The 23,283-nt window shown below is 64.5% G+C and carries 25 protein-coding genes and 3 pseudogenes; 18 read left to right on the top strand and 10 right to left on the bottom strand.

The window, feature by feature from the left end; translation table 11 throughout:
* Window positions 1-251: 251 nt before the first annotated feature.
* The 5 genes from secY to EL272_RS10610 are packed head-to-tail and all read left to right on the top strand — an operon-like array spanning window position 252 to window position 3,656.
* Entirely contained in the window at window positions 252-1,565 is a 1,314-nt protein-coding gene (secY, locus tag EL272_RS10630; protein WP_014847219.1) for a preprotein translocase subunit SecY, read from the top strand.
* Window positions 1,562-2,134 (top strand): adenylate kinase, encoded by a 573-nt coding sequence (locus EL272_RS10625; protein WP_014847218.1) that lies wholly within the window; start codon window positions 1,562-1,564, stop codon window positions 2,132-2,134. The genes secY and EL272_RS10625 overlap by 4 nt, the downstream gene beginning before the upstream one ends.
* A 1-nt stretch (window position 2,135) precedes the next feature.
* The gene (gene map, locus EL272_RS10620; RefSeq protein ID WP_014847217.1) at window positions 2,136-2,963 is read left to right on the top strand and encodes a type I methionyl aminopeptidase; all 828 of its coding nucleotides are present in this window, start codon (window positions 2,136-2,138) and stop codon (window positions 2,961-2,963) included.
* Window positions 2,964-2,989: 26 nt separating this feature from the next.
* Window positions 2,990-3,361 carry a DUF1707 SHOCT-like domain-containing protein gene (locus EL272_RS10615; RefSeq protein WP_061788436.1) on the top strand — a complete coding sequence of 124 codons (372 nt, stop codon included), beginning with the start codon at window positions 2,990-2,992 and terminating at the stop codon, window positions 3,359-3,361.
* Window positions 3,362-3,410: 49 nt separating this feature from the next.
* Window positions 3,411-3,656, top strand: coding sequence for an alpha/beta fold hydrolase domain-containing protein (locus EL272_RS10610; RefSeq protein ID WP_061788437.1), 246 nt, complete (start codon window positions 3,411-3,413; stop codon window positions 3,654-3,656).
* Window positions 3,657-3,804: 148 nt separating this feature from the next.
* On the opposite strand, the gene EL272_RS10605 is transcribed toward EL272_RS10610, so the two are convergent.
* The gene (locus EL272_RS10605) at window positions 3,805-4,089 is read right to left on the bottom strand and encodes a YciI family protein (protein ID WP_061788438.1); all 285 of its coding nucleotides are present in this window, start codon (window positions 4,087-4,089) and stop codon (window positions 3,805-3,807) included.
* 140 nt (window positions 4,090-4,229) lie between these two features.
* Between EL272_RS10605 and infA the strand changes: the two genes are divergently transcribed.
* The 7 genes and pseudogenes from infA to rplQ form a co-directional block, all read left to right on the top strand.
* Window positions 4,230-4,451 carry a translation initiation factor IF-1 gene (gene infA / locus EL272_RS10600; protein ID WP_014847213.1) on the top strand — a complete coding sequence of 74 codons (222 nt, stop codon included), beginning with the start codon at window positions 4,230-4,232 and terminating at the stop codon, window positions 4,449-4,451.
* A gap of 227 nt (window positions 4,452-4,678) precedes the next feature.
* A complete protein-coding gene (rpmJ, locus tag EL272_RS10595) occupies window positions 4,679-4,792 on the top strand; it encodes a 50S ribosomal protein L36 (protein ID WP_002514836.1) in 114 nt (37 codons plus the stop codon).
* Window positions 4,793-5,042: 250 nt separating this feature from the next.
* The gene (gene rpsM / locus EL272_RS10590) at window positions 5,043-5,417 is read left to right on the top strand and encodes a 30S ribosomal protein S13 (RefSeq protein WP_014847212.1); all 375 of its coding nucleotides are present in this window, start codon (window positions 5,043-5,045) and stop codon (window positions 5,415-5,417) included.
* A 37-nt stretch (window positions 5,418-5,454) separates the two neighbouring features.
* Entirely contained in the window at window positions 5,455-5,859 is a 405-nt protein-coding gene (gene rpsK, locus EL272_RS10585; RefSeq protein WP_014847211.1) for a 30S ribosomal protein S11, read from the top strand.
* Between the two features lie 30 nt (window positions 5,860-5,889).
* Window positions 5,890-6,495 (top strand): 30S ribosomal protein S4, encoded by a 606-nt coding sequence (gene rpsD, locus EL272_RS10580; protein ID WP_014847210.1) that lies wholly within the window; start codon window positions 5,890-5,892, stop codon window positions 6,493-6,495.
* Between the two features lie 131 nt (window positions 6,496-6,626).
* Window positions 6,627-7,673 (top strand): DNA-directed RNA polymerase subunit alpha, encoded by a 1,047-nt coding sequence (locus EL272_RS10575; protein ID WP_014847209.1) that lies wholly within the window; start codon window positions 6,627-6,629, stop codon window positions 7,671-7,673.
* A gap of 47 nt (window positions 7,674-7,720) precedes the next feature.
* A pseudogene (rplQ, locus tag EL272_RS10570) lies at window positions 7,721-8,089 on the top strand (50S ribosomal protein L17); the annotation flags it as partial.
* 291 nt (window positions 8,090-8,380) lie between these two features.
* Here the strand turns inward: rplQ and EL272_RS10565 are convergent.
* The 3 genes and pseudogenes from EL272_RS10565 to EL272_RS16060 all read right to left on the bottom strand — a co-directional run.
* Complete coding sequence (locus EL272_RS10565) at window positions 8,381-9,637, bottom strand: AGE family epimerase/isomerase (protein ID WP_014847207.1); 1,257 nt, start codon at window positions 9,635-9,637, stop codon at window positions 8,381-8,383.
* A 125-nt stretch (window positions 9,638-9,762) separates the two neighbouring features.
* On the bottom strand, window positions 9,763-10,362 hold the full coding sequence (locus EL272_RS10560) for a DJ-1/PfpI family protein (RefSeq protein ID WP_061788439.1): 600 nt from the start codon (window positions 10,360-10,362) through the stop codon (window positions 9,763-9,765).
* A gap of 233 nt (window positions 10,363-10,595) precedes the next feature.
* Window positions 10,596-10,682 (bottom strand): annotated as a pseudogene (locus EL272_RS16060) (hypothetical protein); the annotation flags it as partial.
* Between the two features lies 1 nt (window position 10,683).
* Between EL272_RS16060 and EL272_RS15290 the strand changes: the two are divergent.
* The 5 genes and pseudogenes from EL272_RS15290 (at window position 10,684) to EL272_RS10540 (ending at window position 14,256) form a co-directional block, all read left to right on the top strand.
* Complete coding sequence (locus EL272_RS15290) at window positions 10,684-11,976, top strand: hypothetical protein (protein WP_164722360.1); 1,293 nt, start codon at window positions 10,684-10,686, stop codon at window positions 11,974-11,976.
* 96 nt (window positions 11,977-12,072) lie between these two features.
* Window positions 12,073-12,429, top strand: a pseudogene (locus EL272_RS16055) (DUF6301 family protein); the annotation flags it as partial.
* Window positions 12,430-12,533: 104 nt separating this feature from the next.
* Window positions 12,534-13,031: a TY-Chap domain-containing protein gene (locus tag EL272_RS10550; RefSeq protein WP_061788442.1), complete on the top strand. Its 498-nt coding sequence runs from the start codon at window positions 12,534-12,536 to the stop codon at window positions 13,029-13,031.
* Between the two features lie 156 nt (window positions 13,032-13,187).
* Complete coding sequence (locus EL272_RS10545; RefSeq protein WP_061788443.1) at window positions 13,188-13,808, top strand: hypothetical protein; 621 nt, start codon at window positions 13,188-13,190, stop codon at window positions 13,806-13,808.
* Window positions 13,809-13,812: 4 nt separating this feature from the next.
* Entirely contained in the window at window positions 13,813-14,256 is a 444-nt protein-coding gene (locus tag EL272_RS10540) for a DUF6301 family protein (RefSeq protein ID WP_061788444.1), read from the top strand.
* A gap of 284 nt (window positions 14,257-14,540) precedes the next feature.
* Here the strand turns inward: EL272_RS10540 and EL272_RS10535 are convergent, their stop codons facing one another.
* From EL272_RS10535 to EL272_RS10515, 5 genes are all read right to left on the bottom strand, one after another.
* Entirely contained in the window at window positions 14,541-15,992 is a 1,452-nt protein-coding gene (locus tag EL272_RS10535; protein WP_061788445.1) for an ABC transporter ATP-binding protein, read from the bottom strand.
* The gene (locus EL272_RS10530) at window positions 15,979-16,806 is read right to left on the bottom strand and encodes an ABC transporter permease (RefSeq protein ID WP_014847179.1); all 828 of its coding nucleotides are present in this window, start codon (window positions 16,804-16,806) and stop codon (window positions 15,979-15,981) included. The genes EL272_RS10535 and EL272_RS10530 overlap by 14 nt, the downstream gene beginning before the upstream one ends.
* Window positions 16,803-17,732: an ABC transporter permease gene (locus tag EL272_RS10525; protein ID WP_061788446.1), complete on the bottom strand. Its 930-nt coding sequence runs from the start codon at window positions 17,730-17,732 to the stop codon at window positions 16,803-16,805. Before EL272_RS10525 ends, EL272_RS10530 begins: the two co-directional genes overlap by 4 nt.
* A 6-nt stretch (window positions 17,733-17,738) precedes the next feature.
* The gene (locus EL272_RS10520; protein WP_082793938.1) at window positions 17,739-19,382 is read right to left on the bottom strand and encodes an ABC transporter substrate-binding protein; all 1,644 of its coding nucleotides are present in this window, start codon (window positions 19,380-19,382) and stop codon (window positions 17,739-17,741) included.
* A gap of 701 nt (window positions 19,383-20,083) precedes the next feature.
* Window positions 20,084-21,091 carry a hypothetical protein gene (locus EL272_RS10515; protein ID WP_061788449.1) on the bottom strand — a complete coding sequence of 336 codons (1,008 nt, stop codon included), beginning with the start codon at window positions 21,089-21,091 and terminating at the stop codon, window positions 20,084-20,086.
* A 419-nt stretch (window positions 21,092-21,510) separates the two neighbouring features.
* Here EL272_RS10515 and EL272_RS10510 point away from each other — a divergent pair, with 419 nt between their 5' ends.
* On the top strand, window positions 21,511-22,539 hold the full coding sequence (locus EL272_RS10510) for an IS30 family transposase (RefSeq protein ID WP_244926071.1): 1,029 nt from the start codon (window positions 21,511-21,513) through the stop codon (window positions 22,537-22,539).
* Window positions 22,540-22,653: 114 nt separating this feature from the next.
* On the opposite strand, the gene EL272_RS10505 is transcribed toward EL272_RS10510, so the two are convergent.
* Entirely contained in the window at window positions 22,654-23,259 is a 606-nt protein-coding gene (locus EL272_RS10505) for a superoxide dismutase (RefSeq protein WP_061788373.1), read from the bottom strand.
* Window positions 23,260-23,283 lie beyond the last annotated feature (24 nt).

Genomic DNA, 23,283 nt, shown 5'->3' with positions numbered 1-23,283 from the left:
ATGTCCCCCAACCAACGACGACGCTTACGTCGCGAAGTCAATGCTGGAAAGCATAGGAGAGCTGGCCGGAAGTATGCAATACCTTCCGGGGAGGTGTCGCGTGGGGAAGGGGCCCGGTGCCGGTACCGGCGGTGCCCGGGCGGCCCCGGGCGTGGCACGGCATTGGGGAATGTGCGTGCCCCTTGGTACGCTGCCTAGGTTGCCTGAGATGGGTGACGGGTAATTTGCTGAGCAACTGAAAGAGGGGCCGGATGCTCTCCGCCTTCGCTAGCGCGTTCAAGACGCCTGAGCTGCGCAAGAAGATCTTCTTCACGCTTGGGATCCTTCTGGTGTTCCGCCTCGGTTCCACCATCCCTGCCCCGAACGTGAACATGCAGGCGTTGAACACATGCCTTAACAAAGCCGCGGGAGGTCAGCAGGCAGGGCTCTACTCCCTGATCAACCTGTTCTCGGGCGGTGCCCTGCTGCACCTGACGATCTTCGCCCTGGGAGTGATGCCCTACATCACGTCCTCGATCATCCTGCAGCTCCTGGCCGTGGTGATCCCGCGGCTGGAGGCTCTCCGTAAGGAGGGCGCCGCCGGGCAGGCCAAGATCACGCAGTACACGCGGTATCTCACCCTCGTTCTGGCGCTGCTCCAGGCGACGGCATTCGTCACCATGGCGCGCACGGATCAGCTGCTGCCGGATTGCAAGGGCATCGGTATCCTCCACGAGAAGGTGGAACTCTTCCCGCTGGTCACGATGGTGCTCACCATGACTGCCGGGACCGTCGTGATCATGTGGCTGGGCGAGCTGATCACCGACCGCGGTGTCGGCAACGGCATGTCCGTGCTGATCTTCACCCAGATCGCCGCCCAGTTCCCGACCGGCCTGTGGTCCATCAAGGAGGGCCACCAGGGGGCCACCGGCTGGTTCCTGTTCCTGGCCATCGTCGCCATCGGTCTGCTCGTGATGCTCGGCATCCTGTTCATGGAGCAGGGACAACGGCGCGTCCCCGTGCAGTACGCCAAGCGCATGGTCGGACGCAGGCTCGTGGGTGGTTCGACCACCTACATCCCGTTGAAGATCAATCAGTCCGGCGTCATCCCCGTGATCTTCGCCAGCTCCATCCTTTACCTGCCGATCCTCTACGCCACCTTCCGGCCCCAGTCCGGGACCGGGCAGTGGATCGCCACCAACTTCCACACGAACAGCTGGGTTTACAGCACCCTGCAGTTCCTGCTCATCGTCGGCTTCTGCTACTTCTACGTCGCCATCACCTTCAACTCCGAGGAGGTCTCGGACAACATGAAGAAGTACGGCGGCTTCATTCCCGGTATCCGCGCCGGCAAACCGACGGAACGCTACCTGACCTACGTGTTGAACCGCCTGACCGCGCCGGGGTCGCTGTACCTGGCGATCATCTCGATGATCCCGACCCTCGCGTTCATCGCGGTCGGCGCGAACCAGAATTTCCCGTTCGGCGGAACCTCCATCCTAATCATCGTCGGTGTGGCCCTTGACACGGTCAAGCGCATCGAAAGTCAGCTGCAACAACGCAACTACGAAGGATTCCTGAGGTGAGAATGCTCATCATGGGTGCCCCCGGAGCAGGCAAGGGCACCCAGGCGACAGCTCTGGCAGAGGCGTATTCGGTGCCAGCGATTTCAACGGGCGACATCTTCCGCGCCAACATCCGCAACGCCACCGAGTTGGGTGTCAAGGTCAAGGCCATCATCGAGGCCGGGGAATACGTTCCCGACGACGTGACGGAGGCCATTGTCGCTGACCGGCTGGCCGAGGAGGACTGCGCATCCGGGTTCCTTCTCGACGGTTTCCCACGAACCATGCACCAGGTGCACTTCCTGGACCGGCATCTCTCCCGCCAGCGACGGCGCCTCAACGCCGTGGTCTCGTTGATGGTGGAGCCCGACGTGCTGGTTGCGCGCCTGCTGGACCGGGCCCAGAAGGAGGGACGGACCGACGACAACGAGGACACCATCAGACGTCGCATGGAGGTCTACGCCGGCCAGACCGCGCCGCTGCTGTTCCACTACGAGCGGCAGGGGCTGCTCGTGGAGATCGAAGGCACCGGCACCGTCGAGGAGGTGCGGCAGCGGATGCTCGAGGCGGTGGCTGCGCGCAAGGCCTGAGATGTCGATAGAGATCAAGACGCCCGAACAGCTGAGGAAGATGCGAGCCGCGGGACTGGTCGTGGCCGAGGGTCTGCGCCGGATGCAGGAGGCCACCGCGGTGGGTGTCACCACCGCCGAGATCGACGCGGTGGGCCGGGACGTGTTGGCCGAGCACGGGGCGACCTCGAACTTCCTGGGCTACGGCTCCGAGTACGGCACCCCGTTTCCGGGGGTGTCGTGCATCTCCGTGAACGACGAACTGGTTCACGGCATCCCGGGGAACCGGGTGATCCGTGACGGCGATCTCGTCTCCATCGACTTCGGCGCCGTGCTGGATGGCTGGCACGGTGACGCGGCCCGCAGTTTCGTGGTCGGCGAGGCCCGGGCGGAGGATCTCGGGATGATTGAGGCCACCCGGCAGGCCATGTGGGCAGGCATCGCCGCGGTCCGTGACGGAGGTCGCGTCGGGGACGTGTCGCGGGCCATCGAGTGGTGCGTCAAGCACCAGCCACGCCGCTACGGGTCATTGCGCGACTACACGGGGCACGGGATCGGCTCCCGGATGCACATGGAACCGGACGTCCCGAACCAGTTCAGGTTCCGCCCCAACCCGCGTCTCGGGGTGGGGATGGCGATCGCGGTCGAACCCATGCTGACCCTCGGATTTCACCAGACGGTGGTGGCCGCCGACGACTGGACGGTGCGCAGCCGCGACGGGGAACGCGGAGCCCACTGGGAGAACACCGTGGCCATCACGGAGCACGGCCTTTGGGTGCTCACGGAACCTGACGGAGGAGAAGCGGAACTGACCGCGCGCGGTGTTGCCTTCGGGCCGCTCAACGAGTGACGCACCGGACTTCTACCATTGATCGCATGAACAAGTTGCCGCCATCCTCCCGGTATCTCCAACGCGCGGCCGAACCGGTCGGCGAGACGGAACGGGAGGCGCTGTCCAAGCGGGTCTCGGACGCATTCGCCGACGGCCGGATGGAATCGGATTCCTACCGGCAGTCAATGGATGTGATCTACGGCGCGAAGACCCTGGGCGATCTGGTTCCCGTGGTGGAACAGCTTCCGGCAGCAGCGCTAGAGACCCCCGCGATCGTCGGTGAGGGAAAACTCCCGGCGGGACAGACCGGTGAAATCCACGCCCCGGCGCGAATAGGAATGGTGGCGGTCGGGGCCGTCGCGGGTGTGGTGACTCTGCTGGCCATTGTGGCCGTCCTTCTGTTCTGGCTGCTCTGAGCAGGAAGCCACGCGTTCCAAGCGTTGCGGGGGTGAACGGTTTCCAACCATGATCGAGTCCCTGCCCGTGCACAGCTCGGGTTTTTCGCAGACGAGGACGGTTGGGCGAAGGCGGTGGGGTGGTTTCGGAACCGTCATCGCATTCGCCGAGAAGGCGTATCCCGGCGTGCCGTTGTTGCTGCTCGGGCATTCCACGGGTTCGATAATGGCGTGCTGCTACGCCATCGAGAACTCACAGCATCTCGCGGGCCTGGCGTTCACGGGGATGAATGCCACCCCCGGTTTGTCGGGATGATGGCCCATGCCCTGGCGTGGGTCGTCTCGAGGGTGTGCGAACCCAGGTATCGCGGCGAAATGCTCCGGCGGTTGTCCTTCGGGGGCTACAACGCCACCTTCCGGCCGAACCGCACCTGACCAGGATCTGAGGGCGGAAACTGCTCCAACTACTCCGCGAAGATCCCGATCACCGGGGTCCAGTGGACGATGCGGACGTCGGCCAGCACGTTGTTGCTCCGGAACGGGTCCCCGGCGAGTAGCTCGGAAACGGCCTCGGCGCTCTCGGCCTTGAACACGAGAAGGGCCGACGGGGGAGTGGCATCGGGGTAGGCGCCACCCGCGATGAGTCCCTTGTCCGTCAGGCCCGACAGGAAGGCCCGGTGATCGGGGCGGTGGCGGGCGATGAGTTCGGCGTCGTCGACGTAGGTGTAGTGAACGGCGAAGTACTGCATGGGGCAACGTTACGGCCCGGTGGTGACGGCGACCGGGCCGGGGCGGATTTGGGGTGCCGCCGGGGGCCGCGTAAACTGCTTACGGTACTGCGGCTCCTTGCCGCACCCGTAAACCGGGTTCCACCGACGAATGAGAGCACATGGCGAAGAAAGAAGGAGCCCTCGAACTTGAGGGTACCGTGGTCGAGGCGCTGCCCAACGCAATGTTTCGCGTGGAATTGCCCAATGGACACAAGGTCCTGACCACCATCAGCGGAAAAATGCGTCAGCACTACATCCGCATCCTGCCCGCCGACCGAGTGGTCGTCGAGCTTTCCCCCTACGACCTCACCCGTGGTCGCATCGTGTACCGGCACAAGTGACCAGGCGGGTCCAGACTCGAAATCCCAACGCCCGGCCCACGGCCGGGCGTCCATCTTTTGCCGTGCCTGTTTGGCGAAAACCGGGGACGTGACGTAGGCTTTGTCGTCGGTCGTCCATGCCCGGATGCTGCCGCGCGCCTGCGGCGGTCGTGGTTTCCCGGCGGCCAGCTCATCCACCACAGATTGGGCAGGGAACTGCCCAGTCGCTGATTGAAAAGGTTGCTCGAATGAAGGTTCAGCCGAGCGTCAAGAAGATCTGCGACAAGTGCAAGGTCATCCGCCGGCACGGTCGTGTGATGGTGATCTGCGACAACCCGCGCCACAAGCAGCGCCAGGGCTGAAAACCCGGCGAGGGTTCGCAGAACATCGCGGAACGGGGCAGGTCGCCCAGCCCGCCAGACAATTGAACACAACGTGATCGCAAGGGCCGCCGAACGGTGACTCCCGACCCTTGGACGAAGGCCAAGGCCCCTCTGCGGCGAAAGAGAACCGCCGCACGCCAGGAGGGGACGCGACACGCCACACACCTTCGCGGTCCCCGACCTGACCGGGTGGAAGCCCACAGGGACCAGAAACACTGAAAGGTAGAACATGGCACGCCTCGTTGGGGTCGACCTGCCGCGCGACAAGCGCCTGGAGGTCGCACTCACCTACATCTTCGGGATCGGCCGCACCCGCGCCGCCGAGACCCTCGCCGCCACCGGTGTCAGCGGCGATCTCCGTGTCCACCAGCTCACCGACGAACAGCTCGTCGCGCTGCGTGACCACATCGAAGGCAACTACGAGATCGAGGGTGACCTCCGTCGCACCGTTGCCGCCGACATCCGCCGCAAGGTTGAGATCGGCAACTACCAGGGCCGTCGCCACCGCAGTGGCCTCCCGGTCCGTGGTCAGCGCACTCGCACCAATGCGCGCACCCGCAAGGGCAAGAAGAAGGCCGTGGCCGGCAAGAAGAAGGCACGCTGACCCGCGCGGTGAGCTGAGACAGGAGATTTGACTACTGATGGCAACCAGCCGCAAGCAGGCCGCCAAGACCAAGGTGCGCCGCAAGGAGAAGAAGAACGTCCTCGCCGGACAGGCTCACATCAAGAGCACCTTCAACAACACGATCATCTCGATCACCGACCCCAACGGGGCAGTGATCTCCTGGGCCTCCGCCGGCACCGTCGGCTTCAAGGGCTCCCGCAAGTCGACCCCCTTCGCCGCCCAGATGGCCGCCGAGGCCGCCGGTCGCCGCGCCATGGAGCACGGCATGAAGCGCGTCGACGTGTTCGTCAAGGGCCCGGGTTCGGGCCGTGAGACCGCGATCCGCTCGCTGGGCGCCGTGGGCCTCGAGGTCGGGACCATCTCCGATGTCACGCCCGTGCCGCACAACGGCTGCCGCCCGCCGAAGCGTCGCCGCGTCTGAGCGCCCGAGAAGTAAAGGACTGAAGAGAAAATGGCTCGTTACACCGGCCCCATGACCAAGAAGTCCCGTCGCCTCGGGACCGATCTGGTTGGCAACGACAAGGCGTTCGAACGCCGCCCCTACCCGCCCGGTGTCCACGGTCGCGGCCGCACCAAGGACTCCGAGTACTCGCTGCAGCTCAAGGAGAAGCAGAAGGCGCGTTTCGCCTACGGCGTCCTCGAGAAGCAGTTCCGTCGTTACTACGAGGAAGCGGATCGTCACCCCGGCAAGACCGGTGACACGTTGCTGCAGATCCTCGAGTCGCGTCTCGACAACGTCGTGTACCGCGCAGGTTTCGCTGCCACCCGCCGCCAGGCCCGCCAGCTCGTGGTGCACGGACACTTCCTCGTCAACGGCAAGAAGGTGAACATCCCGTCGTACCGCGTCAAGGCCCACGACATCATCGACGTCGCCGAGAAGTCGATGAACCTCCACCCGCTCGTGGTGGCGCGTGAGACCCACGGGGAACGCACCGTTCCCGCGTGGCTCGAGGCCCGCCCCAACCGGATGCGCATCCTCGTCCACCAGCTCCCCGTCCGCGAGCAGATCGTGATCGACGTCCAGGAGCAGATGATCGTCGAGCTCTACTCCAAGTAGTAGGCACCACCGGGCTGGTCGGCACGTCAAAGGCCGGCCGGCCCAGCTCGGGTTTCCGGGCCCTGCGGCCGGAGAGGTTCCGGTCGTGGCATTCGCGTCATCAAATAGTGGGTGGCGCGGGAAGGAAGAAAATGCTCATCGCACAGCGTCCGACCTTGTCGGAGGAGACGGTTTCCGAGTACCGTTCGCGGTTCATCATCGAGCCCCTCGAACCCGGCTTCGGCTACACCCTCGGCAACTCGATGCGCCGCACCCTGTTGTCGTCCATCCCGGGTGCGGCCGTGACCTCCATCAAGATCGAGGGAAATCAGCACGAGTTCTCCACCCTGGAGGGTGTGGTCGAGGATGTCACCGAGATCATCCTGAACCTGAAGAGCCTGGTTCTGTCCTCCGAGGAGGACGAGCCCGTGGTCATGTACCTGCGCAAGGCGGGGGCCGGTGAGGTCACCGCGGCCGACATCCAGCCTCCGGCCGGGGTCGAGGTGCACAATCCCGAACTGCACATCGCCACCCTCAGCGAAGGCGGCAAACTCGAGATGGAGCTGGTGGTCGAACGCGGCCGGGGCTACGTCTCCAGTGTCCTCAACAAGGATCCCGACGCCGAGATCGGACGCATCCCCGTCGACTCCATCTACTCTCCGGTGCTGAAGGTGAGCTACAAGGTGGAGGCCACCCGCGTGGCGCAGCGCACCGACTTCGACCGTCTCATCATCGACGTCGAGACCAAGCCGTCCATGGCCCCCCGCGACGCCGTCGCATCCGCGGGGCGGACCCTGGTGGAGCTCTTCGGCCTGGCCCGTGAACTCAACGTCAACGCCGAGGGCATCGAGATGGGGCCCTCGCCCGTGGACGAACAGATCGCCGAATCGCTGAACCTGCCCGTCGAGGACCTGAACCTCTCGGTTCGCTCCTACAACTGCCTCAAACGCGAGGGCATCCACACCGTCGGTGAGCTCGTCGCCCGTTCCGAGGAGGACCTCCTCGACATCCGCAACTTCGGTTCCAAGTCGATCCTCGAGGTCAAGGTCACCCTTCACAACCTGGGCCTCGCGCTGCGCGACGCCGCCCCGGGCTTCGACCCGATCCAGGCCATCGAACGCTACGACCAGGAGCACGAGGGCGAAGAGGACATAGACGCCGAAACGGACGACGACTACGCCGAGACCGAGCAGTACTGAGAACCCACACCGAGCGCTGCTCGGAACCAGACCGAAAGAATTGAGAAATGCCTAAGCCGACCAAGGGCCCCCGTCTGGGTGGTAGCCCCACCCATGAGCGCCTCATCCTGCGCAACCTGGCCACCCAGCTCTTCGAGCACGGCCGTATCACCACCACCGAGACCAAGGCCCGCCGCGTCCAGCCGCTGGCCGAGAAGCTCATCACCAAGGCCAAGCGAGGCGACCTCCACTCCCGTCGCCTGGTGTTGAAGTCGGTGACCGACAGGGATGTGGTGGCGAAACTGTTCGAGGAGATCGCCCCCACCCTCCAGGACCGTAACGGTGGCTGCACCCGCATCACCAAGATCGGCATCCGCAAGGGCGATTCCGCGCCCCTGGCGGTTCTGGAGCTCGTCACCGAGCCGGTGGAGCACAAGTCCGAGGACTGAATCCAAAGCGACGGGTAGGCATCCTTGTCCGGGATGCCTACCCGTTTCGTTTTCCGCGGGTTTCTTTGAGCCAAGCCGGTTGAGCCGGGCTGCTCGCTTGGCGAGCTGGCTGTGTCGAAACCTATTGCGTGTGTCCGGGAGTTGAGGGGCGGGTTCTGGATACAGGTTGCGGGGTGGTTTCGACTCAGCCGGCTTTGTTCTTCTCGAAGCTGGTTGAGCCGGGCTGTGAGGAACGAGCAGCCCGTGTCGAAACCATCCACCGGCACCTCGCAGTCCAACTCAGCCCGCTTTGGTGCCGCCTCGGTGCTGGTCGCGTACCCAGGCGGCTATTCCCCGGTTCTCGGGCAGCAGGGCGTAGAAAGTGGCCTGGTAGGCGTGGTAGAGGTCCGGTTTGCCCTCCCACGTGTGGGTGACGGGGTGGTTCTCCACGTCGAGTTCCTGCCACCAAGAACCGTCCACATGGTCGATGACGTGCTCGTCTGCGTAGGCCCAGAGGGTGCGGTAGGCGTCCTCGTAACGCTGCTCACCGGTGGCGCGGAACAGCCCCGCGGCCGCTCCGATGCCCTCCGCGATCTCCCAGAAGAACCGCTCCGGAACCACCGGTTTCCCGTCCCAATCGACGGTGTAGCAGAAACCGCCGTTGCTTGCCCACGCGTCCTGGAATGCGCCATCGAAGAGGTGCCGGGAGGCATCCAGCAGCCAGTTCTCCCGAACCCCGAGGCCGCGGATCTGGAGCAGCAGTTTCGACCACTCGAGCCAGTGCCCGGGCTGGGAACCGTAGGGCCGGAACGGATGCCGGGGTTCGTCGCGGTTGTGGTCGGGGAGTTCCCGCCAGGCGGCGTCGAAGTGTTCCGGGAGCCGCCAGGCCCCTTCCGTGGCGTCGGCGGCCCGGCCCGCGATGCGGCGCGCGATCCTTGCGGCCCGTTCCAGGAGCCGTTCGTCGCCGGTCGCCTCGTGGGCCGCCAGGTAGGCCTCCGCCAGGTGCATGTTGGCGTTCTGGCCACGGTAGGGCTCGGCCCGGTGGAATTCGCGGTCGAAGGCATCAATGCCCGCGCCGTCGGCCTCCACCCAGAACCTCTCGATGACCTCCAGGGCCGCCGCAAGCAGGTCCTCGCCCCCGGGAATCCCGGCGATGGTCGCGGAACTGGCGCCGAGCAGGATGTGGGCCTGCCCGTAGAGTTCCTTGCGGAAGCTGGGGGAATCGCCTCCGACGGTCGGGAACCACCCCCCGTGCTCTGTGTCGCGCCCGGCGCCGTTCAGGTAGAAGCCGATGCCGTGCCGGGCCACGTCCTCGGCTCCGGGACGCCCCTGCATGGCCGCTATGGAGAAGCAGTGCAGCATTCGCGCTCCCAACCACAGTTGCGATCCCAGCCGGGGCAGGGCGTGGCCTCGCGAATCGAGGTAGGCGTAGCCCGCTCCGGGCAGCACCACCTCGGGTTGGAAGAAGTCCAGCAGCGCTTCCCGGTGCTTTGTGAGCCAGTCGCGATGCTCGGTGCTGTCCAGCCAGCTGATCTGCCTTGGCTTCGGTTGATTCATCGGGTCTCCTTCGACTGTCGACGGCCCATACGACGACGTCTCCTGCTCGTGTTGGACATCGTCGTCGATCCTCTGTGTCGCGCGTACGAAGCATCGTAACGGCAGGCATGATGCCCTGAGAGTTGTCACCGGGGGTCTGCGAAGGGATCCCGCGTGGGGTCGGGGTGAATCTCCAATTCGATCTCACGGGCGGCTGTCGTCGCGGCTTCCGGACCGGTGAGGTGACCGATCAACGCTGCCGTCATGTCCATGCCGGCCGCCACCCCGGAGGAGGTCCAGCGGTTCCGGTCGTGAACCCACCGCGCCCTGCGCACCCACGTGACCCCGTCCCCATGTCCTGACGCCCAGTCGAAAGCTCTTTTGTTGGAGGTCGCCCGGTAACCGTTCAACAAACCAGCGGCCGCCAGAACCGCCGAACCCGTGCACACCGAGACGATGATCGCCGCCGGGGCCGCCAATTGGGTGAGCATCTGGAGGAATTGCTGGTTGCGGACCAGGCGACGCGTGCCCGGACCTCCCGGTACCAGCACGATGTCGGCGGGCGCTGCATTCTTCAAGGATGCAGGGACCACGATCTCCGCTCCCTGGCTGCTGCGAACCGGGCCGGATTCGGGCGCCACGTAGACGATCCGGTACTCCTCGGGCAGCCGGGCAAGGAGCTCGACCGGTCCGAACACGTCAAGCAGTTCGAAGTCCTCGAACAGCACCACCGAGACGTCGTACACGATCCCATCCTATTGCCGCGTGGAAACCGGGCAGCCCGCGCCCGGTTCAGCGCCTCACCGTCGGTTTCCTCGCTGGGCTGCTTCGCGTTGCTGCTCCACGGGGAGTGTTTTGATGGGGTTGACCCTGTTTGGTGGGCATCTGTTAAGCGGCCTGGTTGGCCGTGGTGATGGCCTTGGTGTTCGTAGGTCACTGGGGGAATCTGACCGAGGGTGCTGTGGCGCCGGCGGCGGTTGTAGACGGTTTCGATCCAGGTGCTGATGTCCTGGATCGCTTGCGCGTGGGTGGCGAACTCGTGGCGGTCGTAGAACTCGGTCTTCAAGGTGGACCAGAAGCTCTCGTGCTGGGCGTTGTCCCAGCATTCCAGCCCGGACGAGCACCCGGGACGGAACAAGCATCCCGACCCGTATGAAAACCCCGCCCGGAGTGAGCATCCCGGTGACAGGCGTGGCGACGGGGTTGATGGTGTGGATGATCATCGTCATCCGGATGAGGGTTCTGGTTCTGGTGGTGATGGGTCGGATCATGGGACATCGAGTTCGGGAAATGATCCGATAGATGATCTTCCTCGCTACGACGAGAAGGGGAATCCTCTCTACGATGACCACGGCGATCCGGTGGAGGTTGATCGTGGTGATGGTCGGAAACACTACGCTTCTGATCCGGAAGGGACTTTCAGGAGCCAAGACGACAGGCTGCGGCATTCCGATAATGGGCAGTTTGCGGAGGATCCGTATGCTCACAGGCCCAAGGGCATCAAGTACTACGCCCGGAAGATCCTGTTGGGTGATCATGACTGGAACAATCCCGCGCTGGCTGAACGCACTAAGGCTGATACGCGTATCTGGGATGAGGCCCGCACCAAAGCACGCACGGATCGTCGTGCGGCCACTCAGGCGATCAATGACATTGAAACCCTTAAAACGCGAGACGGTAAGAAACTGCAACTCGACACCACTGACAAGTCCTATAGGAAACTTGCAGAAGAAGTCAAAAACACTAGCCACAAATTGGATCCCGAATCACAAGCGAAGGCAGAGCAGATCAGGAATAGTCTCGAGGCCGCTGCGGATTCTGCGTCTGATTTGCGAAAGGTCTCGGAGTGGGCGGGGGATCGTGCGGGGCATCATCTCACTCTCGACCACGCCCCGGGAGCAAACGGTATGGGTCGCAAACATTTGCTGGGTGAACCCGCCGATACCCCTGATGGGGCGAAACCCACCGGTGCGGGGAAGGGGGACCGGTTCAGCACCGAGGGCGATTCGCGGCTGGTGGTTGGGGAGAACAAGGGCGGTGACAGCCCTGGACTCGGCAGCCGGGAGACCGCTGCGGGTCCCCGGGCGCAGCAGGGAACCGCGGAGTACGTGATGGACCTGTTGAGCGGCAAGAACCAGGATCCGAGACTCCTCGAAACTCTGACTGCTTTGGAGCACTCGCCAGAACACGCCGGTTTCTTCCAGAAACTGAAAACCGAAGGCGTCGAGGTCGTCTACGAGATGGTCAATGCTCGAACCGACGGCACCGTCAGGGTGGGGCAGTTTGATCTCGGTGGTAAGGTCATCCTCAAACTCAAGGACGGACAACTCATCGCCGAATTCATCAAGAAAGAAACATAATGATCATATTCCCCCCGCAAGAATTCATCACCTGGACCAACATGCTCGTGCAGTTTCCGTGGCCCATCCAACTCAACGACTTCCCCCCCCTACGCTGAACAACTGGGCTGGACGCCTACCTCGCGACCGACGTGGTTCAACGTGCTCCCTGACAATGATTATGCAGTGACGAATATCAGTAGTGACAGGGATGGGAATGTGCGCAATCTGTTTTTGCCCATGGCGTCGAATGAGACCGAGGATGATGAAGGTGCTGCTGAGTTGAATGATCATTTTGTGTCCTGTGTGGCTGCCGGGAGGAAGGCGTGGGGGGAGCCTTTCCTGCTGGAGGCTGGGGATGGGCCTGGTGTGACGTGGAGGTTCCCTGGGGACATGTTCACTCAGGTGACAAGCGGGTGTTGGAGTGTCTTGTTTCAGTTCTTCACCCCGGAGGGGCGGAGGCAGTTCCTCTAGAAAAAGTAAGGGCGGGCAGGCCTTGAGAGGAACCGCTAGTGGGTCTTGTGGGGGAGGCTGTTTCGTTTTTTGGTGTGGTCTATGTGTGAAGGAGTTTTGGGCATATGATGTGGGATGAATTTGAGAAGAGGTTGTTTTCGACTGTTATGGCGTTTCCGTCGCACACGATTTTGATTGTTGGTGTGCCGGATCAAGCCGGGAAGGCGGGGACGCCGTTTGTGCAGTTTGGTGGGATCTATGCGTTTGGTCACAACACCACCATGACTGCTGAGTTGTCCATGTTGAATGCCGGGAACCAGCGGGTCGTTTTCACTGATGCGCAGCAGGCGGAGTTCCGGGAGTTGGGGTTTGCCCCTGATGAGGATGGTTTCACGTGGAAGCAGGAGCTTCCCTGGCCCACACCCAGCGTCATTATCCGAAACGTTGTTCGGGCGTGTGTCATTCGGCTTCGGGACATTGGTGGTGTTGATTCTCCGAAGCGGCTCGTCTATAAGGCGTGGAGTTATCCTGATTATCGTGATGAGATCCCTGAGGAGGAGCGTAGTGTCGGGACCGATGAGCTCGACCTCCCGACCCTCGGCCTCCAACGAGAACACACCTGATTCAGCAACCCGCCCTGCGCCCCCGCCGGAAACCGGCAACCTCAACGCAACGCCCGCCGGCTGATCGTGGGGATGGGCGGGGAAGGGGCAGTGACCGGGGGCTCCAAGAGCTCACCGGACCCTCCCGGCCTACACTTGCGGCAGGAGGCGTGACCCATGGACAAGACCGACAGCCAGATAGCACGCGAGCTTGCCCTGGTAGTGCACGGCGGTGATCCCACGAGGCTGGAGCGGGCCTACGAGGCGTATCAGATGCTCTCGCGGTCCGCCGCATCTACTGTCACCTACCGGAACTCCACCGCCAACATCCTGGCCAGGGCGGCATACCACCGGAGCAGGGACCTGGGATACACGGTCATCATCGGGAACGGCTGGGACGCGTCCGCGGTTTCCGGCAAACTCAATCACGTCGCAGTCGACGAGTGCGATCGCCTGATCGTCTGCGAAACCGAGATCGACGGTTACGAAATCTGGGGATGCCGGAGGATCTCCGACGGCACCATCGCCGAGCGGGGGAGCCTGGAATACCTCACGGATCTCCTGACCGGAGACGGCCAGGATCCCCGCCTGGTCCAGGAACTGCGCCGCTTGAAGGAAACTGGAAGCCACCGCGAGTTCTTCAGGAACCTGGCGGCAGGCGCCGTCCGTGTCGTCTACGAACTGGTGACGGTCGACAACGACGGTGGCATCCGGTACGCACGATTCAGCCCGAACCGAGAACTGCTCATCAAATGGGGCGGAACCGGACCTGTCATTCCCACGCTGTCCGAGGAGTAAAGCGATGACCGCCCTGTCCCTGAACGGTTTTCTCTCCTGGGTGGACCAAGTGGCCGCCCTCGACTGGCCCATCGACCTGGAAACCTTCTCGGGTCGCGCCGCCGCGGCCTCCCTGGGCTGGAGTAGGGACGGGTTTCCATGGCGGTTCGCAGGCGGTCCCACCGGTCCTTCCACCGTGGTGGCGCTCCCGGATTCTTCCGGGGTGGTGACGGTGCTTTCCTGCACCCTGGCCAAGGCGGATTCCGCCGACGAACCGCTCCGGAACTGCTTCCTGCGTTACGAGGAGGCAGGCACCCGGGCCTGGGGCACACCCTTCCGCGTGGAGGTGGAGGACCCCCGATACGTCGCATGGGAGCATCCCTCCGGGACCGTCGTGGAGATCGTCCTGGGCGGCGACGTGGTCATAGCGCGATTCTTCACACCGCAGGGCACGCCGGCATACGAATAGGAACCTTCCGATTCCTTCGCAGACCATTCGAGTCCGACCTGCGAACAGCAGCGAGTAGATCGGGTCGAGGCCAATTTGGGTGTGTCCGGGGAGCCGGGGCGGGGTCTGCTTTTCGGCTGCCGGTGGTTTCGACTCAGCCGTTCGCTGGCGCTCACGTGCTGGCTCAACCGGCTTGGGAAAAGGGCGCTCACGTGCTGACTCGACCGGCTTGGGGAAAGAACGCTCACGTGCTGACTCGACCAGCTTCAAAGGGTGGTTTCGACTCGGGCCGGGCGCGACTCCCTTCAGCGTTGTTGTCGCACCACCCCGTCCCGGAACACCAGCAACCGGTCGACCATCGTCTGCAACCGGGCGGTGTCATGACTGACGACGACCACCGCAGCCCCTTCGTCAGCTGCCGCGGTGAGCATGGAGCAGCTGACCTGGGCGCTCAGCACGTCAAGACTGGCACTTGGTTCGTCGGCGACGATGACGGCGGGCCGGGCGACCATCGCGCGGGCGATCGCCACACGTTGCGCCTGCCCCACCGAGAGCTCACGGGACCTGCGGCGGGGATCCACCGCGCCGAGTCCGATCTCGGACAGTTTCTCCTGCGCCAGCTCCACCCATTCGGCTCTGCTCCGGCGTTCCCCGCGCGCCCGCAACGGCTCGGCCAGGCAACGCCAGATCGGCCAACGCGGCGACAGACTGCCAACCGGGTTCTGGAACACCGGCATCACGAAACCCGCGGGTCGTCGGTGCACCGCGCCGGTGTCCGGTAGGAACTCGACCCTGCCCGCCTGGGGTTTCTCCAATCCGGCGAGCAACCGGAGCAGCGTGGATTTACCGCAGCCGCTCGGCCCCTGGATTCCCAACACCTGACCGGCCCGCACCGTCAGATCCAGGTCCTGGAACAAGGGGGTTCCGTAACCGTGGGTGAGCCCCTGCGCCCGGATCACGGGCCGCCCGGCCGGCCGGGGATCACCGGGTGCCGTATTGAGACGGGGACAGGCCTCGACCAGACGTCGAGTCGCCGAGGCCTGGGGATGGGTCAGCAACTCCAAGGTGGCCCCGTCCTCGACGATCCGCCCCTGGTGCATCACCAGGGTCCGGTCACAGTGCTCCCCGATCAGGGAGAGGTCGTGGGTGATGAGCAGCAGCCCCGTGGAACGTTCGTCGATCAGCCCAAGCACACCGTCGGCGAGTTCCGCATCCAGGGCGCTGGTCGGCTCATCCGCCAGGACGAGCCGGGGATGATGCACGGTGCCCGCCGCGATTGATGCCCGCTGCAACATCCCACCCGAAAATGCGTGGGGTCGTTCCTGCGCTCGGCGTTGTGCATCCTCGATGCCCACCGAGCCGAGCTGGCTGGGGGCTGCCTGCTCCGGGGGCCTGAGCCGGTGCATCCGCCAGGCCGCCTCGATGTGGTGCCGGATGCTGCGCAACGGGTCGCAGGCCGCGTAGGGATCCTGTGCGATGTATCCGACGACCAGTCCCCGGGCGGCCCGGATCCGTTCCGGATCGCCGTGCACCATGTCGATTCCGGTCACCTCGACCCGTCCTGTCACCTCACTGCCGATGGGCAGCAGCCCCAACAGTGCCTTGACCAGGGTGGACTTCCCGGACCCGGAGGAACCAACCAGCGCTACGCGAGCCCCGGTGGGGATCTCCACGCTCACCTCATCGAGGGCCTTCACCCCGTTGGGATAGGTTACGCTCAACGCCTCCACGGTGATGAGCGGTTCACGCGACGGCATTGCCCACCTCCGTGACATCCCGTAGCCCGTCGGCGATGAGAGCAGCAGCGGCCATGCTCAGGAACAACCCGAGCCCCGGCCCGATCAGTTGCCAGGGCGCCGCGGCCGAGGTGCTGCGGACCTCGGAGAGCATGTTGCCCCACTCCGCCGTCGGAGGTTGCGCTCCCAACCCGAGGAAGGAAAGACCACTCAACGCCAGGATGGTCGATCCGATGTCCAGGGTGGCCAACACCATCACCTGGTTCCAGACCATCGGGATGATGTGTCCGGTCAGGATCCGCCACGACGACACCCCTGCCATGCGCGCCGCCTGGACATAGGGTTCCTGCCGGCACCCGAGGGCGCAGGTGCGGGCCAGCCGGGCCAACCCCGCCCAGCCGGTGATCGACATCGCCAGGATCAGATTGGGGAAACTCGGGCCGAGCAGACCGACGATGGCCAACGCCAGCACCTGGGAGGGCAGACCGAGCATGATGTCGATCAACCGGCTGATGACCGCGTCGACCACTCCTCCGCTCAACGCGGCCCCGACCCCCGCGAGCATCCCGACGGCTGACGTGATGAGGAAAACCGTCACGGCAGCCCCCAAAGATGTGGTGCCGCCGACGAGGGAACGGGCCAGCAGATCACGACCGGCCTGATCCGTGCCGAGGAGATGACCGGGACTGGGTGCCTGGAGCTGCGCCCGGTAGTCGACCTGGTCGGGATCCATCGCGAACAGCGGTCCGGCGAGCACCAGCAGGGCCAGCACCACGGCCAGGACGATCCCCAGCCGCCCCTCCCTGTGCCGCCACAGGGCGCGCCAAGTGGTCATGTCGTCGCCTTCCGGGAGGGATCGATCCGGACCAGCAGCAGATCGGTGACCAGACTGGTGACCAGGTAGACCACCACGGCGAACAGGGCCGTCGCGGCGATGACGGGGAGGTCGCGGGTGTCGATGGCCTTGACCACGTACAACCCCACACCCGGCCAGGTGAACACCGTCTCCACCACGGGGGCGCCACCCAGCAGGGCCGCGGCGCTGAGCCCGATCACGGTCAACATGGGTGGGGCGGCATGGGGCAGCAGATGCCGGGTGAGCAGATAGTTCCTGGAAGCTCCCCGACCCCGGGCCACGCTGAGGAAGGGCGCGTTACGGGTTTCCAACAGTCCGGTGCGCAACAGCCGTGACCACGTGGCGGCAGGTCCCAGGGCCAGGGTGAGGGCGGGGAGGAACACCGTCGCGATGGTGCCGTCGGCCAGGACCCGTCCCAGCCCGAGACGCAGCGTGATCACCTCCACCAACACCACCCCGATGAGGAAGGAAGGCAGGGACAGCGCCACCAGCGCGAATCCACGCGACAGGGTGTCAGGCCAACGCGACGCCCACAGCGCCGCCGGGATCCCCAGCACCATGGTGAGGGCCAGGGCCAGCAGCAGCGCCACCACGGTCAGCAACACGGTGGCGGGCAGTCTGCTGAGGAATTCGTCGGAGATGGGACGACCCGTCGCCCAGGACGGTCCCAGATCGCCACGCACCAGACCGGTCATCCAATCCAGGTAGCGCAGGATCAGGGGACGGTCCAGGCCGAGTTCGGCGCGCAGCAACTCCACCTGCTCCGCTGTGGGTTCCAGGATGCCCCGGGCCTGGAGGATCCGCAGGGCGGGATCCCCCGGGGTGAAGGCCATCAGGGACCAAATGGCGATGCTCACCACGAGCAGGGAGAGCAGCCCCTGCCCGAGACGCCGCAGGGCGTACATCGTGGTTCAGGCGCCGACGCGGGTGGAGGCGTCCACCCAGATGAGGGCGTGCTGCGGGGTGTAGTTCGGCACCCGCTGTCCGACGACCACTGCCGGGCGGCGGCGACCACAGAAACCGTTGTAGCCCTGATCGCCGATGAGTTGCTGGATCTTGACCAGCAGGTCCTTGGCCGCCGTCTCGTCGAGGGTGACGGCGAGTTCATCGATGAGGGCATCCAACTCCGGGTCACTGATGTGGGAGTAGTTGCGGTTCCCGCCGGTGCGGTAGTAACGCTGCAGGGGCGGGATGGGATTGCCGCCGAAGGAGACGGTCCCGTTGCTGACGACGCCGATGTCCCAGTTGCTGCCCTCCATCTCGGCGGTGGTGTCGGAGACCTGCCGGATGGTGACCCGGATGCCGTGTTCCTTGAACTGGGCCTGCAGGGCCAGGGCGAGGGTGTCGGAATCGGGTTGCTGCGGATAGGTCAGCAGTTCGAAGGCGATCGGTTCCCCGCTGCTCAGCAGCCAGCCACTGTCGGATTTGGTAGCGCCCGCCTCACCGAGCAACTGTTCCGCCTCTGCCACATCGGTCTTCCAGATGTCGATGGCATAGGGGAGTTTCGGGTCGTAGAAGGAACTGACGGGTTCGTAGAAGCCCTGCATCACATCGGTGGCGAGGGCCTTGTAGTCGATGAGACGCAGCAGGGCGCGCCGCACCTTGGCCTCGGCGAGCACAGGCTTGGCGACATTCATGGTGAGGCAGAAGCTGGGGCCGCCGGGTTCACCCAGACTGAACTTCGCCCGGGTGTCGCCCTCCAGGCTCTTGGCCTGCTGGGTGGGCGGGTAGAGCGCGATGTCCACCTCCCCGTTCTGGACGGCCTTGATCCGGGCCCCTGCGTCGGAGACGAAGAGAACCTCGACCCCACCCAGCCCCGGGGTCCCGTTCCAGTAGGTGGGATTGGCGGTCATCACCAGTTTCTCGTCACTCAGGGAAACCGGAACGTAGGGACCGGTGTAGATCTTGGCGTCGATGAGTTTTTGTGGATCGTCGCCGGTGCCCTCGTAGCTCGGCAGATCGAAGATGGTGAAGCAGGCCTCGTCGGCCAGGATGTTGCGCAGCCCGGGTGTGGGAGCCTGGGTGGTCAGCAGCAGGGACTTGTCCTGGTCAACGACGACGGTGGCTCCGGGGAGTTGCTCCGTGACGGTCTTGTTGTTGGCCAGGTGCCAGGTCATGAGGGCCGCCAACTGCTCAGCGCCCAGCGGGTTGCCGTTTTGGAAGGTGATGCCCTCCTTGAGGCTGAGCCGCCAGGTCCGGTCGCTCTCGTTGACGGCGTCCTTCAGCAGCCAATCGGTGGGGTTGCCGTCGGGTTGGGGACGCAACAGCAGCTCGGCGTAGCCGAACTCGTTGCCCCAGAAACCGGTTTTGAGTGGGACGAGGTTCTGGATGGCGAATCCGGTGGCGAGCTTGAGGACCGCCTGGGCGTCGGGGCTGGCTGCGCTGGAAGCGGCCTCCTCCGGTTTCTGGAAGGCACATCCGGCGGTGATGGAGACAGCTGCCGCGGCCAGTCCGGCACGGAACAGATTGCGGCGGGATAGGGATGTGGGGAACACGTCCATGGGTCGCTCCTGGTTTTCGCTGGGCAGGACGAGTTCGTAAACACCCCTGCTCATCCTCGTGAGTGGTCAATGCCTCACCGGGCAGGGCGACCGGACTCGTGGGCCTCGCGCCCAACGCACCGTTGCGGGACAGTCTCGGATTCTCACCGAACTTCGCCTGACCGGAAGGTGTTCGTCACCAAGCCGAATCGCCGAGGTCGCTGAGCCGCGGCCCCTGCGCCACGTCCTGGTTGAACGTGAAGAGACTAACACCGTGGGCAGGGTCGGGTGAGGGCGGGATCACTCCTCGTGCACAGGGGGAGGCAGGAAATGCTGCTGTTCCCCGATTTACCCTCCCTGAAGCTGGTTGAGCCGGGCCGCGACGAAGGAGTGGTCCGTGTCGAAACCATGGTGAGGGTGTCTGGGGTGCTGGGGTCGGGTTCTGGCTACCGGGTGCCGGTGGTGGTTTCGACTCAGCCGTTCGCTTCGCTGACGTGCTGGCTCAACCAGCTTCAGGGGAGGGGAAGTTGGTTGAGCCGGGCCGCGACGAAGGAGTGGTCCGTGTCGAAACCATGGTGAGGGTGTCCGGGGTGCTGGGGTCGGGTTCTGGCTACCGGGGGCCGGTGGTGGTTTCGACTCAGCCGTTCGCTGACGCTCACGTGCTGGCTCAACTAGCTTCAGAAGAGAAGGGCGCTCACGTGCTGGTCCAACAGGTTTCGGGAAATGAACGCTCGTGCTGGCTCAACCGGCTTCGAGGAGCTCGGTTTCGGTTCGGTTCACCACCACTTCCACCACAGTTCCGTGGGGTTCGGGACGGGCGGTCCAGTGCGGGCTAGGGGCGAGGACCAGTTGCGGGCCTCACCCAATGAGAGACGGGGTCCGGACCGCTGCGTGGGGTCCGGTTCCCAAGCGGGGAACGGGGCGGTCAGGTCCTCGAAGGAGCAGTCGTCCTGGTGGGGGCCGTCCACCCAGTCCGCCGCTTCGAGAAGGTCGTCGAAACGGCTCCGGAAATCGGGCTGCGACCTCGGGTTCTCGGATGTGTCGCCCATGATCCGGAAGGAACTGAGGCGTGCGTTCTCGCAAGTGGCCTTGAGTCCCGTGTGGCCCAGGGGGAAACCCCGGGAGAAACAGGAGGCGTATGTTTCCAGGAAGGCGTTCTCCAATTGGAGTGACGCCGCCGGTGACAGGACCATGGCCGCTGTCAGGTCCCCCCGTTCGCCTTGGAAATTCTTCGCCTTCGCCCTGATTCCGTGTCGCGAGATCTCCAGGTCGAGGCATTCGTATTCCGGATCGTGCACCCTGATGGTTCCGTCGAACCACTCCACCGGGAGCGCGGCCAGTTCGGCGGGCAGACCGGAGACCATCTCACCGACCCCCTGCACCAGGGCGGGCCAGGAAACCACGGGGGAGATCATGTCCTGCATCCACTGGTCGCGTGGGACGAGACCGAGATTCCAGAGATAGGGAGGCCGGCAGCGAAACTCGGGGTATCCCGTGTATCTCAGGTTCATGTGGTCGGCATGAAGTGCCCGGCGGCCGTCCATCACCTCGTGGAGGGCCACCCAGCACATCGGTTCCCCGGGTGAGGCCAGCGGTAAGACCTTGACCTGCAGCAGGTTTTTCGGATCGAGGGGCCAGCGCAGCCTGAGCCTCGGGCCGATCACCTGTGTGGGGGCCCGGTCCAACACCTCGGCCAGTTCCAGGAGCAACGGGTGAAGGGAGCGGGCATCGAGACGGGTTCTCGTGTACGAGTCCAGCAGGGAAAGAGCACGGTCGCGGTCCATGGTCAATTATCTGCTCCCGCCACTGGAACAGTGAACGTGCCGTGGGATCAGGGGTCCCGTGGATTTCCCGCACGGGCCGCTCCTTGACCGCTGCCCCCGAACCTCCCTCCCCTCTGTACACGAAACGCGGAAGACAAACGGTCCAATGGGCGGGTTCAGAGGGTGTGCGCAACAACAGTTTCTGGAGGTGTGTTGTGCGGTTGGATGAGCAGCGTCGTGGGTTGATGTTGGTGTTGTTGGGGCAGGGCCGGTCGTGTCATTCGATCGCGCGGGAGTTGGGTGGTAGTCCTTCCACTGTGAGGAAGGTGGCTGTCGAGGCGGGGATGGTGTTGTCGAGGGGCCGGGTGGGAGGGGTTGGTGGGTTGAACGAGCATCGTTACAGTCCGCGGCGGCGTCGGCGGCGGTTACGGGAGAACCCGGTGTTGGAAGTGGGAGAGCCAGCGCAGTGGCGTGACGGGCAGGGCCGGTTGACCCTGGCGGGGCGGATCCTGATCGAGGTTCGGGTCGGTGACCGGGTTCCGCCCTCCCAGATAGCTGCAGAACTCGGTGTCCACCGTTCCACGGTCTCCAGGGAGATGAAGCGTTGTCCTGGCCGGTACCGGGCCCAGCCGGCGCAGCGGCTGGCAGACTGGTCACGTCGGCGTCCCAAGGACAGGAAGCTGGTACTCGGGACACCGTTGTGGGACGAGGTGGTGACACGGTTGAACAACAAACATTCCCCGCAGCAGATCGCTCACCGGCTGCGTCAGGACTTCCCGGAGGACCCCACGATGTGGGTCAGTCACGAGACGATTTACCAGGCCCTCTACGTCCAGGCCGCCGGCGGGCTGCGTCATGAACTCACCGTCGAGAAAGCCCTGCGTTCCGGACGTACCACCCGAGGTCCCCGGTCACGGCTGTCCGGGCGGGGTAGCCGTAGCTGGATCGGTGAGGCCACCATCACCAACCGTCCGGCCGAGGTCGAGGACCGGGCAGTTCCCGGGCACTGGGAAGGAGACCTCATCATCGGCAAGGGCGGCACCTCGGCCCTGGTGACCCTCAACGAACGCACCACCCGCTACACCATGATCCAACGGGTCACCAGCCGTGACTCCACCACCGTGACCGACGCGTTGATCCAGATGGCCCGCCGACTCCCGGCCACCTTGATGACGACCCTCACCTGGGACCAGGGCATCGAGATGGCCCAACACGCCCGCTTCACCTTCGCTTCGGGCTGCCAGGCCTACTTCTGCGATCCCCACTCTCCCTGGCAACGCCCCACCAACGAGAACAGCAACGGCCTGATCCGGGACTTCTTCCCCAAAGGCACCGACTTCACCCACATCACCGACACCCAGGTCCAACACGCTGAAGACCTCCTCAACACCCGACCCCGCCGAGTACTTGACTGGGCCACACCAGCCGAGAAAATGGAACAACTACTCAACGTTGCACACACCACTTGAAACCGCCATGTTGTGTGGTGACGTTGAACCGTCGAACCTCCGCGATTCGTGTACGGGGGGAGGGACGAGCAATGCTGCTGTTCCCCAATCTGACTCGATCAGCTTCGGGGGCGGTCAGGACGCGAAGGACTGGGCCTTGGTGAAGCGCTCGGCGACGTCGGGCCAGTTGACCACGTTCCACCAGGCGTTGACGTAGTCACCCTTCACGTTCTTGTACTGCAGGTAGAAGGCGTGCTCCCACATGTCGAGCTGCAGCAGCGGGATCTGGCCCGCCGGAAGGTTGCCCTGCTGGTCATACAGCTGGTTGATGTTGAGACGCCGCCCGAGGGTGTCGAAAACCAGCATGGACCAGCCGGAACCCTGGATGCCGTTGGCGGCAGCGTTGAACTGCTTCTGGAAACCGTCGAAACCACCGAAGTACTCGTCGATGGCCGCGGCCAGCTCACCATCGGGACGGCCGCCGCCCTCCGGCGACATGTTCTTCCAGAACGTGGAATGGTTGATGTGTCCGCCCAAGTGGAAGGCCAGATCCTTCTCCAGCTTGTTGATGCCGCCGAAATTGCCGGACTCGCGGGCCTCGGCCAGCTGTTCCAGGGCCGTGTTCGCCCCCGACACGTAGGTGGCGTGGTGCTTGCTGTGGTGCAACTCCATGATCTCCGGGGCGATGTGCGGGGCCAGCGCGCCGTAGTCGTAGTCGAGATCGGGCAGGACGTAGGTCATATGGGACTCCTCGGTTCGGGGCAC

This window comes from Arachnia propionica (assembly GCF_900637725.1).
GTDB lineage: Bacteria > Actinomycetota > Actinomycetes > Propionibacteriales > Propionibacteriaceae > Arachnia > Arachnia propionica.
This window is presented reverse-complemented; position numbering and strand designations above follow the sequence as displayed.

Coding starts and splice junctions, on each gene's coding strand:
- secY (WP_014847219.1), top strand. CDS start 252: ATGCTCTCCGCCTTCGCTAGCGCGTTCAAGACGCCTGAGCTGCGCAAG.
- map (WP_014847217.1), top strand. CDS start 2,136: ATGTCGATAGAGATCAAGACGCCCGAACAGCTGAGGAAGATGCGAGCC.
- EL272_RS10615 (WP_061788436.1), top strand. CDS start 2,990: ATGAACAAGTTGCCGCCATCCTCCCGGTATCTCCAACGCGCGGCCGAA.
- EL272_RS10610 (WP_061788437.1), top strand. CDS start 3,411: ATGATCGAGTCCCTGCCCGTGCACAGCTCGGGTTTTTCGCAGACGAGG.
- EL272_RS10605 (WP_061788438.1), bottom strand. CDS start 4,089: ATGCAGTACTTCGCCGTTCACTACACCTACGTCGACGACGCCGAACTC.
- infA (WP_014847213.1), top strand. CDS start 4,230: ATGGCGAAGAAAGAAGGAGCCCTCGAACTTGAGGGTACCGTGGTCGAG.
- rpmJ (WP_002514836.1), top strand. CDS start 4,679: ATGAAGGTTCAGCCGAGCGTCAAGAAGATCTGCGACAAGTGCAAGGTC.
- rpsM (WP_014847212.1), top strand. CDS start 5,043: ATGGCACGCCTCGTTGGGGTCGACCTGCCGCGCGACAAGCGCCTGGAG.
- rpsK (WP_014847211.1), top strand. CDS start 5,455: ATGGCAACCAGCCGCAAGCAGGCCGCCAAGACCAAGGTGCGCCGCAAG.
- rpsD (WP_014847210.1), top strand. CDS start 5,890: ATGGCTCGTTACACCGGCCCCATGACCAAGAAGTCCCGTCGCCTCGGG.
- EL272_RS10575 (WP_014847209.1), top strand. CDS start 6,627: ATGCTCATCGCACAGCGTCCGACCTTGTCGGAGGAGACGGTTTCCGAG.
- EL272_RS10565 (WP_014847207.1), bottom strand. CDS start 9,637: ATGAATCAACCGAAGCCAAGGCAGATCAGCTGGCTGGACAGCACCGAG.
- EL272_RS10550 (WP_061788442.1), top strand. CDS start 12,534: ATGATGTGGGATGAATTTGAGAAGAGGTTGTTTTCGACTGTTATGGCG.
- EL272_RS10545 (WP_061788443.1), top strand. CDS start 13,188: ATGGACAAGACCGACAGCCAGATAGCACGCGAGCTTGCCCTGGTAGTG.
- EL272_RS10540 (WP_061788444.1), top strand. CDS start 13,813: ATGACCGCCCTGTCCCTGAACGGTTTTCTCTCCTGGGTGGACCAAGTG.
- EL272_RS10535 (WP_061788445.1), bottom strand. CDS start 15,992: ATGCCGTCGCGTGAACCGCTCATCACCGTGGAGGCGTTGAGCGTAACC.
- EL272_RS10530 (WP_014847179.1), bottom strand. CDS start 16,806: ATGACCACTTGGCGCGCCCTGTGGCGGCACAGGGAGGGGCGGCTGGGG.
- EL272_RS10525 (WP_061788446.1), bottom strand. CDS start 17,732: ATGTACGCCCTGCGGCGTCTCGGGCAGGGGCTGCTCTCCCTGCTCGTG.
- EL272_RS10520 (WP_082793938.1), bottom strand. CDS start 19,382: ATGAGCAGGGGTGTTTACGAACTCGTCCTGCCCAGCGAAAACCAGGAG.
- EL272_RS10515 (WP_061788449.1), bottom strand. CDS start 21,091: ATGGACCGCGACCGTGCTCTTTCCCTGCTGGACTCGTACACGAGAACC.
- EL272_RS10505 (WP_061788373.1), bottom strand. CDS start 23,259: ATGACCTACGTCCTGCCCGATCTCGACTACGACTACGGCGCGCTGGCC.